The 14,228-nt window shown below is 71.0% G+C and carries 12 protein-coding genes; 9 read left to right on the top strand and 3 right to left on the bottom strand.

Annotated elements, in window-relative coordinates:
- Nucleotides 1-27: 27 nt before the first annotated feature.
- Entirely contained in the window at nt 28-1,527 is a 1,500-nt protein-coding gene (locus tag AQI70_RS20910; RefSeq protein WP_062152324.1) for an acyl-CoA synthetase, read from the top strand.
- A gap of 63 nt (nt 1,528-1,590) precedes the next feature.
- Here the strand turns inward: AQI70_RS20910 and paaK are convergent, their stop codons facing one another.
- Nucleotides 1,591-2,898 (bottom strand): phenylacetate--CoA ligase PaaK, encoded by a 1,308-nt coding sequence (gene paaK, locus AQI70_RS20905; RefSeq protein WP_062152322.1) that lies wholly within the window; start codon nt 2,896-2,898, stop codon nt 1,591-1,593.
- A 267-nt stretch (nt 2,899-3,165) separates the two neighbouring features.
- Here paaK and AQI70_RS20900 point away from each other — a divergent pair, with 267 nt between their 5' ends.
- Complete coding sequence (locus AQI70_RS20900) at nt 3,166-4,029, top strand: alpha/beta fold hydrolase (RefSeq protein ID WP_062152320.1); 864 nt, start codon at nt 3,166-3,168, stop codon at nt 4,027-4,029.
- A gap of 61 nt (nt 4,030-4,090) precedes the next feature.
- Here AQI70_RS20900 and AQI70_RS20895 read toward each other — a convergent pair whose 3' ends face one another.
- Both AQI70_RS20895 and AQI70_RS20890 read right to left on the bottom strand, forming a co-directional pair.
- Nucleotides 4,091-5,929: an alkaline phosphatase family protein gene (locus AQI70_RS20895; protein WP_062152318.1), complete on the bottom strand. Its 1,839-nt coding sequence runs from the start codon at nt 5,927-5,929 to the stop codon at nt 4,091-4,093.
- A gap of 95 nt (nt 5,930-6,024) precedes the next feature.
- Nucleotides 6,025-7,680: an acyl-CoA synthetase gene (locus AQI70_RS20890; protein WP_062152316.1), complete on the bottom strand. Its 1,656-nt coding sequence runs from the start codon at nt 7,678-7,680 to the stop codon at nt 6,025-6,027.
- A gap of 177 nt (nt 7,681-7,857) precedes the next feature.
- Here AQI70_RS20890 and AQI70_RS20885 point away from each other — a divergent pair, with 177 nt between their 5' ends.
- From AQI70_RS20885 to AQI70_RS20855, 7 genes are all read left to right on the top strand, one after another.
- Nucleotides 7,858-8,658 carry a crotonase/enoyl-CoA hydratase family protein gene (locus tag AQI70_RS20885; RefSeq protein WP_062152314.1) on the top strand — a complete coding sequence of 267 codons (801 nt, stop codon included), beginning with the start codon at nt 7,858-7,860 and terminating at the stop codon, nt 8,656-8,658.
- A gap of 13 nt (nt 8,659-8,671) precedes the next feature.
- Entirely contained in the window at nt 8,672-9,643 is a 972-nt protein-coding gene (locus tag AQI70_RS20880; protein WP_062152311.1) for a Zn-ribbon domain-containing OB-fold protein, read from the top strand.
- The gene (locus AQI70_RS20875; protein ID WP_062152309.1) at nt 9,640-10,689 is read left to right on the top strand and encodes a thiolase domain-containing protein; all 1,050 of its coding nucleotides are present in this window, start codon (nt 9,640-9,642) and stop codon (nt 10,687-10,689) included. Before AQI70_RS20880 ends, AQI70_RS20875 begins: the two co-directional genes overlap by 4 nt.
- Nucleotides 10,686-11,852 (top strand): thiolase domain-containing protein, encoded by a 1,167-nt coding sequence (locus AQI70_RS20870; protein WP_062152307.1) that lies wholly within the window; start codon nt 10,686-10,688, stop codon nt 11,850-11,852. Before AQI70_RS20875 ends, AQI70_RS20870 begins: the two co-directional genes overlap by 4 nt.
- 117 nt (nt 11,853-11,969) lie before the next feature.
- Nucleotides 11,970-12,212, top strand: coding sequence for a DUF397 domain-containing protein (locus AQI70_RS20865; RefSeq protein ID WP_004003905.1), 243 nt, complete (start codon nt 11,970-11,972; stop codon nt 12,210-12,212).
- Nucleotides 12,213-12,390: 178 nt separating this feature from the next.
- Nucleotides 12,391-13,296, top strand: coding sequence for a universal stress protein (locus tag AQI70_RS20860; protein ID WP_062152305.1), 906 nt, complete (start codon nt 12,391-12,393; stop codon nt 13,294-13,296).
- A gap of 385 nt (nt 13,297-13,681) precedes the next feature.
- Nucleotides 13,682-14,179 (top strand): hypothetical protein, encoded by a 498-nt coding sequence (locus tag AQI70_RS20855; RefSeq protein WP_062152303.1) that lies wholly within the window; start codon nt 13,682-13,684, stop codon nt 14,177-14,179.
- Nucleotides 14,180-14,228: the final 49 nt, after the last annotated feature.

Genomic DNA, 14,228 nt, shown 5'->3' with positions numbered 1-14,228 from the left:
TGTGCGACGCACCGAGGATCATGTGTCATGACGCCTGCACACGGCAGCACGGTTGACGGGGTGCTGCGACGCAGCGCCCGGCGCACCCCGGCGCGCGTCGCGATCGACTACCGCGACCGCTCCTGGACGTACGAGGAACTCGACGCGGCCGTCTCGCGCGCGGCGAGCGTCCTGCTCGACCAGGGGCTCGCACCGGGCGACCGGGTCGGCGCCTACGGCCACAACTCGGACGCCTATCTGATCGCCTTCCTCGCCTGCTCCCGCGCGGGCCTCGTCCATGTCCCGGTCAACCAGAACCTCACCGGCGACGACCTCGCGTACATCGTCGGCCAGTCCGGCAGCTCCCTCGTCCTCGCCGACCCGGAACTGACGGACCGCCTCCCGGACGGTGTCCGTACGCTGCCGCTGCGCGACGCCGACGACTCACTGCTCGCGCGACAGGCCACCGCCCCCGCCCACGACGGCCCCGAGCCGCGCGGCGAGGACCTGGTGCAGCTGCTCTACACCTCCGGTACGACAGCCCTGCCGAAGGGCGCGATGATGACCCACCGCGCCCTGGTGCACGAGTACCTCAGCGCCATCACCGCCCTGGACCTCAGCGCCGGCGACCGTCCCGTGCACTCACTGCCGCTGTACCACTCGGCCCAGATGCATGTGTTCCTGCTGCCGTATCTCGCCGTCGGCGCCACCAACACGATCCTCGACGCACCCGACGGCGACCAGCTCTTCGACCTGATCGAGGCGGGCCGCGCGGACAGCCTCTTCGCGCCGCCCACGGTGTGGATCGCCCTCGCGGGCCGCCCCGACTTCACCACCCGCGACCTCGACGGACTGCGCAAGGCGTACTACGGCGCCTCGATCATGCCGGTGCCGGTCCTGGAGCGACTGCGTGCGCGCTGGCCGAAGCTCGCCTTCTACAACTGCTTCGGCCAGAGCGAGATCGGCCCGCTGGCGACGGTGCTGGCACCCGATGAGCACAAGGGCCGGATGGACTCCTGCGGCCGTACCGTCCTGTTCGTGGACGCCCGGGTGGTCGACGAGGACGGCAAGGACGTGCCCGACGGCACACCCGGCGAGATCGTCTACCGCTCACCGCAGTTGTGCGAGGGCTACTGGGACAAGCCCGAGGAGACCGCCGAGGCCTTCCGGGACGGCTGGTTCCGCTCCGGCGACCTGGCGGTGCGGGACGCGCACGGCTACTTCACGATCGTCGACCGGGTGAAGGACGTCATCAACTCCGGTGGCGTACTGGTCGCTTCTCGGCAGGTCGAGGACGCGCTGTACACGCACGAGGGCGTCGCCGAGGCCGCCGTGATCGGTCTGCCCGACGAGCGGTGGATCGAGGCGGTCACGGCGGTCGTCGTCCCGCGCGGCGAGGTGACCGAGGCCGAACTGATCGACCACGCCCGCGAGAGACTCGCCCACTTCAAGGCGCCGAAGCGGGTGGTGTTCGTGGACGAGCTTCCGCGCAACGCCAGCGGGAAGATCCTCAAACGGGAGCTGCGGGACCGGCTCCGGGACGGCTGACGATCTCGCCACCGGCGGTCCGTGAGACGCGGGAGACCGGGGCCGCCCGCGCCGGCGGCCGTCTCAGCCGCGCGCTCTGTCCGGCCGTTCGTCCACGATCCGCCGGATCTTGCCCACGGACCGCTCCAGCGACTCGGGGTCGACGATCTCGACGCCGACCGAGACCCCGATGCCGTCCTTCACCGCCGCCGCGATCGCCCGCGCGGCGGCCTCCCGGGACTCGGGAGCGGCGTTGGGGCGGGCTTCCGCCCGCACGGTGAGCGCGTCGAGGCGGCCCTCCCGGCTGAGACGCAACTGGAAGTGGGGTGCCACACCCGGTGTCCGGAGCACGATCTCCTCGATCTGCGTGGGGAACAGATTGACCCCGCGCAGGATGACCATGTCGTCACTGCGCCCGGTGACCTTCTCCATCCGCCGGAACACCCGGGCGGTGCCCGGCAGCAGCCGCGTCAAGTCCCGCGTGCGGTACCGGATGACCGGCATGGCCTCCTTGGTGAGCGAGGTGAACACCAGCTCGCCCTTCTCACCGTCGGGCAGCACCTCACCGCTGATCGGGTCGACGATCTCGGGCAGGAAGTGGTCCTCCCACACATGCAGTCCGTCCTTGGTCTCCACGCACTCCTGAGCCACCCCCGGCCCGATCACCTCGGACAGCCCGTATATGTCGACGGCGTCGATCGCGAACCGCTCCTCGATCTCCGCACGCATCCGCTCGGTCCAGGGCTCGGCGCCGAAGATGCCCACGCGCAGCGAGGTGCCGCGCGGATCGACGCCCCGCCGTTCGAACTCGTCGAGGAGGGTGAGCATGTACGACGGGGTCACCATGATGATCTCGGGCCTCAGGTCCTGGATCAGCTGGACCTGACGGGCCGTCATACCGCCCGACGCGGGGATGACCGTACAGCCGAGCCGTTCGGCCCCGTAGTGCGCGCCGAGCCCGCCCGTGAACAGCCCATAGCCGTAGGCCACATGCACCTTGTCCCCGGGCCGACCGCCCGCCGCCCGGATGGAACGGGCCACCATGTCGGACCACAGGGAAAGGTCGGCCTCGGTGTAGCCGACGACCGTGGGCCGCCCGGTGGTGCCGCTGGACGCGTGGATGCGGCGGATACGGTCCTGGGGCACGGCGAACATCCCGTACGGGTAGTTCTCGCGCAGGTCGGCCTTGGTCGTGAACGGGAAGCGGGCCAGATCGGCGAGCGAACGGCAGTCGTCGGGCCGTACGCCGGCCTTGTCGAAGGACTCGCGGTAGAACGGCACGTTGTCGTACGCGTGCCGCAGCGATGTCCGCAGCCGCTCCAGCTGCAACGCCCGCAGCGCCTCCGCATCGAGCCGTTCCCCCGAGTCCAGCAGCTCCGTCGCATCCGTCATGGGGAGTTCTCCCTCGCCAACCGCGTCAATCCGGACGACCGATCATTCGGTCCGGGTGCTCGTGATCAGTAATCCAGGCGGCGAATGATCAGGCAAGGGGGCGGCCCGCATTTTCCGCACGTGGCCGCGCGGAACGGGGCCCGAGGATCTGCGACCTGAGCTGCTGCCTGCATCGAGGTCGCGGTCTTGGCTCACTGCCTCGTCGCCCCGTCGCCTCGTGAGGCAACTCCGTTGCATTGAGAACGGCCGACGACCAAGATCGTGGCCATGCCGACCTTCACCGCCTCCGACGGGACCGAGATCGCCTACCACCTGCGGGGGGAGGGCGAACCGCTCGTCGTCCTGCCCGGCGGGCCGATGCAGGCCTCCGCCTATCTGGGTGATCTCGGCGGACTCGCCGCGCACCGGCAGCTGGTGCTGCTCGACCTGCGGGGCACCGGGGACTCGGTCGTGCCGGCGGACGCGGCGACGTACCGCTGCGACCACCTGGTGGACGACGTGGAGATGTTGCGGGCCCACATGGGGCTCGCCCATATGGATCTGCTCGCGCACTCGGCGGGCGGGAGTCTGGCCATGCTGTACGCCGCCCGGTATCCGCAGCGGGTGGCGCGGCTGGCCCTGGTGACCGCGACGCCCTGGGCACTGGGGATGCCGCCCACCGCCGAGGACCGGCTGGCCGCCGCCCGGTTGAGGGAGGGCGAGCCGTGGTTCGCGGAGACGTTCCCGGTGTTCGAGGCCTGGCTGGAGGGGAGGGGTGACTTCGAGCCCGCGCTCGCGCCCTTCTTCTACGGGCGCTGGGACGACGTGGCGCGGGAACACCACGCGCGCGGCGACGACCAGTTCAACGACGAAGCCGGCGACGTCTACGGCTCCGACGGCGCCTACGACCCGCCCGCCACCCGCGACGCACTCTCCCGGCTCACCGCCCCGGTCCTCGTCCTGGCCGGCGAACTCGACGGAAGCCCCCGCCCCGAGACCGCCCACCGCACCGCCGATGTCTTCCCCCACGCCGAAGTCGCCGTGCAACCCGGCGCCGGACACTATCCGTGGCTGGACGACCCGGAGTGGTTCGTGGGACGTCTCGTCGCTTTCCTGTCCGGGCGGAGAGTGCCCCCGGCAGCGGTGCGGTGAACGCGGGCCGGCCCTCTCGCCCCCCACTCCGCCGGCCTGATCCCCGAGGCCCGGATGGCGCTCAGTCCCTCTGGGGCCCGTACGCCGTCATGAAGCGGTCGCGGAACTTGTCCATGCCCCAGGTCGGTGCGTGCTCGGCGGGCTTCAGGCCGTCCGTCCAACCCCAGTCGGCGATTCGGTCCAGGACCTTCCGGTCGCGGGCGACGATCGTGACGGGGACGTCCTTGCTCGTGCTGCCGGCGGTGACGGTCGGGACGGGCTGGTGGTCGCCGAGGAAGACGAGGACCGTGTCATCGGTGCCGTAGCGTTCGACCCACTCGGTGAGGCTGTGGAGCGAGTACTCGATGGCCCGGCGGTACTCGGTGCGGACCTTCTCCGCGTCCTTCCAGACCTCCTTGGGGTCCGTGCCCTCCTTCTTGATCTGGTGGAAGACCGAGCCGTCGCCGAGGTCGTCCCAGTCGATCATGCGGGCGATGGGGGACCAGGGGTTGTGGCTGGAGGCCAGGATGATCTCCGCCATGATCGGCTCGCGGTCCTTCTTGCCGTGCTCCAGACGCTGGAAGGCCTCCAGGCTGAACTGGTCGGGCACGGGCGTCCAGCTGAAGTACGGCCCGTGGTAGCCCAGATGCTCGGAGTCGTAGATGTGGTCGAGGGCGAAGTACCTGCCCTCCGGCCAGGCCCGGCGCACCCCGGGCACGATGCCGACCGTGCGCCATGCGCCGGTCTTGCGGAAGTAGCTGTTGAGGGTCGCCCGGTCGCTGGTGGTCAGACTCCGGTAACGCTGCTGGTTCTTGATCCACAGTCCGGACAGGAAGGTCGAGTGGGCGAGCCAGCTGCCGGCGCCCGTCACCGGCGACCTGAGCCACCCGCTGCGTGACTCGAACCCGGCGGCCTTGAGGGTGTCGGTGCCCTCCTTCAGGGACGAGTCGAGATACGGCGCCATCGCCGGGTCGTCGATGGCGACCCGGCCGTAGCTCTCGATGAACGTGAACAGCACGTCCTTGCCGCGCAGCCCCGTCAGCAGCTGGTCCGGCGGCGTCTTCGCGAAGGCGTCCACCGCCGCCTGCTTCTGGAAGATCCGCCCGTCCCGGAGCCCCGCGCGCACCTGCTCGACACGGTTGTTGAGCAGCTCCGCGTTGCCCTTGGTGGCGAGCGGGACGCCGGTGATCTGGATGCTCAGGGTCATACAGGTGATCCACGCCGTGCCGAGGACCAGCGTCGTGCGCGCGGCAACGGCGTGGTGGCGGACCATCAGGTGCGTCACCCGCACTGTCGCGAGCGTCATGAGGACCAGCACGGCGACGATCAGGACGATCACCCCGACCACCGCGAGCACCTGGCCGGTGCGTCCGAAGGACTCCCGGACGAACTCCGCCGCGTCGTCGAGCAGGATCCAGTCCAGCACCAGGTCGAACGGGCGGGCCAGCACCTGGTAGAAGCCCATGTCGACGAACTTCAGGACGGTGAGCAGACCGAGGAGCACACCGGAGACCGCCGCCATCAGCCGCCGTGACCGCGGTGGCAGCGCCAGCAGCAGGCCCGCGAGCAGGATCCCCTCGGCGGGGAGGCGGAAGAAGGCCTCGGGGCCGATCCGTTCGAGGCGGTTCGGCAGGAGGAGCGCGAAGAGCACGAGCGCGCCGGCGAGGACCGTCGTCCCCACGGTGACGCCGTGTGCCGTACGGGGGTAGCGGCGCCGCCAGCGGAACCAGCCGGGCGCGGTACCGGACGGCTCCGCGGGGTCGGCAGCCTTGGTCGCCTCGGCGGTCTCGGCAGCCGCCTCCGCCTCCGTCGTCTCGGCCGCCGCGTCGGCGGTCCCGATCGCCTCGACCGCCTCGGTCGTCTCCGTCGTCCCCGCTTCTTCCGTCTCCTGTGGTACTGCCTCTGTTGCCTCCTGCGACACCCGGAGGTCCTCCCGTGCGGTCTTGCGATGGCATGGCGAACAGCGCCCGGTGACCGGGCCTGCCACCACCAGTACGTCCGCACGTCACCTTAGGTTCAATCGGACCTGACCGGAATTGACCCGTCCGCCGCCACCGCCACCTCTCGCGCCCACCGGTAGTCCGCCTTGCCGCTGGGCGAGCGCCGGATCGACTCCGTGATCACCAGCTGGCGTGGGATCTTGTACCCCGCCAGGTGGGAGCGGCAGTGCGTCTGGATGTCGGCCAGTGACGGCCGTACCGCACCCGCCCGCAACTGCACCACGGCCGCCACATGATGCCCCCACTTCGCGTCGGGCACCCCGGCCACCAGCGCGTCATACACGTCGGGGTGGGACTTGAGCGCCTGCTCGACCTCCTCGGGGTACACCTTCTCGCCCCCGGTGTTGATGCACTGGGACCCGCGGCCCAGCACGGTCACGACGCCCTCCTCGTCGACCGTGGCCATGTCGCCGAGCAGCACCCAGCGCTCGCCGTCCTTCTCGAAGAAGGTCTCGGCGGTCTTCGCCGGGTCGTTGTAGTAGCCGAGCGGCACATGACCGCACTGCGCGACCCGGCCCACCTCGCCGACGGCGACAGGCTCGTGTGTGGCCGGATCGACCACCTGGGTACGGGAGTTGACGCGGATGCGGAAGCCGCGCTCGGGGCCGGAGTCCTCGGTCGCCGTGCCGTTGAAGCCGGACTCCGAGGAGCCGAAGTTGTTCAGCAGCAGCACGTTCGGGACGAGTTCCTGGAACTGCCGGCGCACCGTGTCGGACATGATCGCGCCGGACGACGACACGCTGAACATGGACGAGCAGTCCGTGCCCTTCATGGGCCCGCTGAGCGCGTCGACCAGCGGTCGCAGCATCGCGTCGCCGACCAGCGACACGCTGGTGACCTTCTCCCTCTCGATGGTCCGCAGCACCTCCTGCGGCACGAACTTGCGGTGGATCACCACGCGTTGGCCGAAGTTGAAGCCGATGAAGGCGGTCAGCGTGGACGTCCCGTGCATCAGCGGCGCGGTGGGGAAGAAGGTGATCCCGTCGCCGCCCGCCGCCACGCGCTCGGCGAGTTCCTCCGGCTTCTGTACCGGCTCACCGGTCGGCGCACCGCCGCCGAGCCCCGAGAAGAACAGGTCCTCCTGGCGCCACATCACGCCCTTGGGCATCCCGGTGGTGCCGCCGGTGTAGATGATGAACTGGTCGTCGCCGGACCGCAGAGGGAACCCGCGCTCGGGCGACCCGGCGGCCTCGGCGTCCGTGAACGCCACGACCGGCAGCGCCGGCGCCTCGGTCGCCCCCGGCCCCGGCCCGGGAGTCCCGACTCGCACCAGATGCCGCACTCCGTCCACCTGCGGCAGCGCCGCCGCCACCCGGCCCGTGAACTCCGCGTCGAAGACCAGGGCCACCAGATCCGCGTCCCGGTAGAGGTACACCAGCTCCTCTTCGACGTACCGGTAGTTGACGTTGACCGGCACGATCCGCGCCTTCAGGCAGCCCAGCACGGTCTGCAGGTACTCGACGCCGTTGTAGAGGTGGAGCCCGACGTGCTCGCCGGGGCGTACCCCGCTGTCGAGCAGATGGTGGCCGATGCGGTTTGCGGCCGCGTCCAGCTCCGCGTACGTCAGCCGGCGCTCCGCGCCCGTGCCCGGGTGGTCGATGTACACCAGGGCCTCGCGGCCCGGAACCGCGTCGACGACCGACTCGAACAGGTCGGCAAGGTTGTACTCCACCGCTCCTCCTGACCTCGGCAGGGCCTGGCTGTGTGACGGTTCGCCGGTCATCAGAGCAAAGGGCGGCACAACTGTGAAGCCTCCGCGCAAAAGAATCTGACTGTCTGTCAGAAAACCCTTGAAGTGCTCCGCCGCCTACTGCAACCTGTTCTCGTTCTGTCAGAGGGGAGACGGGTCATGGGTGGGACGGAACACCTCACCGTGCGGCGCGAGGGCGCCACACTGGTGCTCACGCTCAACCGGCCGGAGGCCAAGAACGCCCTCTCGCTGCCGATGCTGGTCGGTCTGTACGACGGCTGGGTCGAGGCCGACGCCGACGACTCGATCCGCTCGATCGTGTTCACCGGAGCGGGGGGCTGCTTCTGCGCGGGCATGGACCTCAAGGCCCTCGCCGGGAACGGCATGACGGGGGAGCACTACCGCGACCGCCTCAAGGCCGATCCCGACCTGCACTGGAAGGCGATGCTCCGCCACCATCGCCCGCGCAAGCCGGTGATCGCCGCCGTCGAGGGACACTGCGTCGCGGGCGGCACCGAGATGCTCCAGGGCACGGACATTCGAGTCGCGGGCGAATCGGCCACCTTCGGGCTCTTCGAGGTCAAGCGGGGCCTGTTCCCGATCGGCGGCTCCACGGTCCGCCTCCAGCGCCAGATCCCCCGCACCCACGCCCTGGAGATGCTGCTCACCGGCCGCCCCTACAGCGCCCGCGAGGCCGCCGGCATCGGCCTGATCGGCCACGTCGTCCCCGACGGCACGGCACTGACCAAGGCCCTGGAGATCGCCGAGCAGATCAACGCCTGCGGCCCGCTGGCCGTCGAGGCCGTCAAGGCGTCCGTCTACGAGACCGCCGAGATGACCGAGACCGACGGCCTCGCCGCCGAACTGAAGCGCGGCTGGCCGATCTTCGACACCGCCGACGCCAAGGAGGGAGCCCGCGCCTTTGCGGAGAAGCGGCCACCTGTCTACAAACGTTCCTGACGAGGGAGTCACCGTGCCCGAAGTCCTCAAAGCCCCCCTGGTCGTCGAGTTCCCCTTCACCCGCTCCCTCGGCCCCGTCCAGAGCGCCTTCCTCACCGGCCTGCGCGAACGCGTCGTGCTCGGCGTGCGCACCAGGAACGGCCGGACGCTCGTCCCGCCCGTCGAGTACGACCCCGTCACCGCCGAGGAGATCCGAGACCTGGTCGAGGTCGCCCCCACCGGCACGGTCACCACCTGGGCCTGGAACCACGCCCCGCGCCGCGACCAGCCGCTCGACACCCCGTTCGCCTGGGCCCTGGTCCGCCTCGACGGCGCCGACACCGCCCTCCTGCACGCCCTCGACGCCCCCGGCCCCGACGCCGTGCACACCGGCATGCGCGTCCGCGTCCGCTGGGCCGAGGAACGCACCGGCGCCATCACGGACATCGCCTGCTTCGAGCCGTACGACAGCGGGTCGTACGACAGCGAGCCGTACGACGGTGATCCGGCCGAACCCGCCCGCCAGGCCGCCGAGTTCGAGAACCCGATCACCGGCATCGTCGCCCCGGCCCGTCTCGACTACACCTACTCACCCGGGCGCGCCCAGTCCGCCTACATCAACGCCCTGGCCGACCACCGCAACGTCGGCGAGTGCTGCCCGTCCTGCCGCAAGGTGTACGTCCCGCCGAGGGGTGCGTGCCCCACATGTGGGGTCGCCACATTGGAACAGGTCGAAGTGGGTCCCCGCGGCACAGTCACCACGTTCTGCATCGTCAACCTCAAGGCGAAGAACCTCGACATCGAAGTGCCGTACGTCTACGCCCACATCGCCCTCGACGGCGCCGACCTCGCCCTGCACGGCCGGATCGGCGGCATCCCCTACGACCAGGTGCGCATGGGCCTGCGCGTCGAACCGGTGTGGACGGAAGGCGCCCGCTACCCCGACCACTACCGGCCCACGGGCGAGCCCGACGCGGACTACGACACCTACAGGGAGCTGCTGTGAACCGCGAGATCGCCGTCGTCGCCTTCGCGCAGACCGACCACCGGCGCACCAGCGAGGAGCTCTCCGAGGTCGAGATGCTCATGCCGGTCCTGCACGACGTACTGGGGCGGACCGGCCTGAAGACCGCCGACATCGGCTTCACCTGCTCCGGCTCCAGCGACTATCTCGCCGGCCGCGCCTTCTCCTTCACCCTCGCCCTCGACGGCGTCGGTGCCTGGCCGCCGATCTCCGAGTCGCACGTCGAGATGGACGGCGCCTGGGCCCTGTACGAGGCATGGACCAAGCTGCTCACGGGCGACGCCGACACCGCGCTCGTCTACTCCTACGGCAAGTCCTCACCCGGCCCCCTGCGCGACGTCCTGACCCGGCAGCTCGACCCCTACTACGTCGCCCCCCTCTGGCCCGACTCCGTCGCCCTGGCCGCCCTCCAGGCGCAGGCGCTCATCGACGCGGGCGACACGGACGAGCCCGCGCTCGCAGCGGTCGCCGCCCGCAGCCGAGCCGACGCCGCCGCCAACTCCCATGCGCAACTGAGGGGTTCGGTGCCGCACGGCGAGTACGTCGTACGACCGCTGCGTACCGGAGACTGCCCGCCCATCGGCGACGGAGCCGCCGCGGTGATCCTCGCGGCGGGGCAGCGGGCCCGCGAGCTGTGCGCACGGCCCGCCTGGATCCGCGGTGTCGACCACCGCATCGAGGCCCACTCCCTCGGCGTCCGCGACCTGACCGACTCACCCTCCACCCGCCTCGCCGCCGAGCGGGCCGGTGCCTTCGAACGGCCCGTCGACACCGCCGAGTTGCACGCGCCCTTCACCTCCCAGGAGGTCGTCCTGCGCAAGGCGCTGAAGCTCGGCGACGGCGTGCGCGTCAATCCGTCCGGCGGGGCGCTCGCCGCCAATCCCGTCATGGCCGCCGGGCTCATCCGCATCGGGGAGGCCGCCGCCCGTATCCACCGGGGCGAGTCCGACCGGGCGCTCGCGCATGCCACGTCCGGCCCCTGCCTCCAACAGAACCTGGTCGCCGTACTCGAAGGGGATCCGCGATGAGCAAGGAGCCCGTGGCCGTCGTAGGCATCGGCCAGACCAAGCACGTCGCCGCGCGCCGGGACGTGTCGATCGCCGGGCTCGTCCGGGAGGCCGCGCGACGGGCGCTCGACGACGCCGAGTTGACGTGGGCGGACATCGACGCCGTCGTCATCGGCAAGGCGCCCGACTTCTTCGAGGGCGTCATGATGCCGGAGCTCTACCTCGCCGACGCGCTCGGCGCGGTGGGAAAGCCCATGCTCCGGGTGCACACGGCCGGCTCGGTCGGCGGCTCCACCGCCCTCGTCGCCGCCAACCTGGTCGCGGCCCGGGTGCACGGCACCGTGCTGACGCTCGCCTTCGAGAAGCAGTCCGAGTCGAACGCCATGTGGGGCCTGTCCCTGCCGATCCCCTTCCAGCAGCCCCTGCTGGCCGGGGCCGGCGGGTTCTTCGCGCCGCACGTGCGCGCGTACATGCGGCGCAGCGGCGCGCCCGACACGATCGGCTCCCTGGTCGCGTACAAGGACCGGCGCAACGCGCTGAAGAACCCCTACGCGCACCTCCACGAGCACGACATCACGCTGGAGAAGGTCCAGGCCTCGCCCATGCTCTGGGACCCGATCCGCTACTCGGAGACCTGCCCGTCCTCCGACGGCGCCTGCGCGATGGTCCTGACCGACCGGGCCGGCGCCGCCCGCGCGCCCCGCCCGCCCGCCTGGATGCTCGGCGGCGCGATGCGCAGCGAGCCCACCATGTTCGCGGGCAAGGACGTCGTCTCGCCCCAGGCCGGCAAGGACTGCGCGGCCGACGTGTACCGGCAGGCCGGGATCACCGACCCGCGCCGCGAGATCGACGGGGCCGAGATCTACGTGCCGTTCTCCTGGTACGAGCCGATGTGGCTGGAGAACCTCGGCTTCGCCGACGAGGGCGAGGGCTGGAAGCTCACCGAGGCCGGGGTGACCGAACTCGACGGGGACCTGCCCGTCAACATGTCGGGCGGTGTCCTGTCCACCAACCCCATCGGGGCCTCCGGCCTGATCCGGTTCGCGGAGGCGGCCCTCCAGGTGCGCGGACAGGCCGGGGAACACCAGGTGGAGGGGGCCCGCAAGGTGCTCGGGCACGCCTACGGCGGTGGCTCGCAGTTCTTCGCCATGTGGCTCGTGGGGTCCGAGCCCCCCGACTCCTGAGGGCACTGACCCACGGCGGTGGAGAGCGCTCCGCAAAGGTCCCCCTCACGTGGCCTGTCGGCACCCGGAACCGATCGCTAGGCTGGCCGCGGACGACGAACCGGGAGGAGCACGGACGTGGCCGAGAGCACCATCCAGCAGCAGCCGTTCGCGGGCTGGGACAAGCCGGAGCTGGACCTCAGCAGCGCCGAGTGGCACTCGAGCAGCCGTGGCATGGGCGATGTCCAGATCGCCTTTGTCGAGGGATTCATCGCGATGCGCAACAGCGGCCGCCCGGAGAGCCCTTCCCTGATCTTCACCCCCGCCGAGTGGGGTGCCTTCGTGTCAAACGCGAGGGAGGGCGAGTTCGACCTGACGTGACGCGTGCGCGGAGGTGAGCCGGCGTGCGGTCGTACCGCGCGTCGGCAGCCTTCGGGCCGATCCGGGTGTGTTCCGCCCGTTTTTCCGGACACGCGACCTTGAGAACCCCCCTGGGGTCGATGCCTGAGCCAGGCTGGCCCCGGGCGGGGAAAAGTCGTACTCCGGAGGTGAGGAACCCATGAGCACCCTGCCGGTCATCGCGGCGGTCGACGGTTCGGACGACAGCCTGGTCGCGTTGGACTGGGCCTTCGACGCCGCCCTGGTGCGCGAGGCACCGCTGCGCGTCGCCCATGTGCAGCAGTACCCCGCCTGGGCCAAGCCCGGCGTCCTGCCCGCCGGACGGCCGGCCCCGGAGGACGATCCGGTGCTCGACCGGGTACGCCGGTATCTGGCGGGGCGGACCGAGCGCCCGGAGACCGGCTACCTCGCCCTGGAGGGCACGCCCAGTGCGGTGCTGCCCGAACTGGGCTCCGACGCCCAGCTGTTGGTGCTCGGCTCCTGGGGCCGCGGTGGCTTCGCCAGTCTGCTGCTCGGCTCCAACGGCATGGCCGCCGCACGTGACGCCGAGTGCCCGGTCGTCATCGTGCCCAAGCCGGGCCGCGAGGTCCACGAAGGGATGCCGATCGAGCCGGGGCCGAGGGTCGTCGTCGGTCTGCAGGTCGAGAGCCCCGACGAGGCCACCCTTTCCTTCGCCTTCACCGAGGCTGCCCTGCGCGGCGCCCGGCTCCAGGCGGTCGCCGCCTACTCATGGCCCCTGCACATCTGGACGGCGGCCCCCGGCCAGATCGTGCCTCCGGCCGTGGACCAGGACGCCGTGGAGAATGAGACCCGCGCCCTCGCCGAGGGGTTCCTCGCCCTGCACCGCAAACGCCACCCGCAGGTCCACGCCGAGGCGTACATCGCCCCGGGCGACGCGGCCGGCCAGCTGGTCGCGGCCTCCAGGGACGCGAACCTGGTCGTCGTGGGCCGTCACCGGCGCCGCCTGCTGGCCCCCACCCGCATGATGGGCTCGGTGGCCCAGGCGGTCCTGCTGCATGCCGCAAGCCCGGTGGCGGTGGTGCCGCCTTCCCCGCCGGAGGAGTGAGGGACCGGGCGCCCTGTCAGCCGGTGCGTCCAACTCCCGTATGTACCGGGGCAGAGTGGTGTGCACGTGCAGCCACGTGTGCGTGAGCAGCTGGGCCGGGTCGAAGGCGGTGCCGTACGACTGCCCGCGCTGCTGCTCCACGGCGCCGTCGCGCTGCCTGCCCGTCCATGAACGCGCCCCAGTCGCCGGGCCGGGCCCGCCGCTGAGGGCCGCATCACGTGTCGTCGGGGACGACGGTGTCCCCTCCTCGGCTGTTTCCACCCTTGGCAGCATGATCGGGACCACAGGACGCCGTCGCCCTCGCCCTTGCCCCCGTTCGCCCGGGAGCCGCCCCGAACCGATGCCCGCACGTCACGGAACAGGTCCGGCCACGTACCATGGCGACATGTCGTTCCTCCGCCGCCGCAGTGCCACGCCCGCCGGGCCCGACTTCGACGTACTGGCCATGGATCCGGGCGACTGGCCCGGCAATCTGGGCGCCGGGCTGCTGCCCGCCCCCGACGGCAGCTGCCAGGGCGTCTTCCTGCGCTACGACCTCTTCGGCGGCCGCGGCCCCGCGATGATCATCGGCAACCTTCCGGAGGGCTCGCCGGCCCGCGAGGTCGCAGAGGGCGAGATCCCGTTCGAGGTCGCCCAGCTGCTGCTGGCGCTGGAGAACGACGAGGACGTCACCGTCGTCGGCAGCGAGGACGTCCCCGTGATGCAGGGCGACAACCTGCTGATCGTGCGCCGTCTGAAGCTGTCCGAGAGCCGGATCTCCTGCGTGCAGTTCGACCGCAGCGACAACATCCTGGTCACCATCGCCGCCTGGGACCGCCCCATCACCGACGACCTGTACGCCCTCCTGAAGCCGCTGCCCGCGGAGCTCTTCCAGCAGGGCTGAAGCGTCCACCGACGGCCCCTGCCGTTCGAGCCTGACCCCGTTTTTGTCA

This window comes from Streptomyces curacoi (genome assembly GCF_001513975.1).
GTDB classification, from domain to species: Bacteria; Actinomycetota; Actinomycetes; order Streptomycetales; family Streptomycetaceae; genus Streptomyces; species Streptomyces curacoi.
Note: the sequence above shows the minus strand (reverse complement) of the source record. Positions and strands in the feature narration are given on the sequence as shown.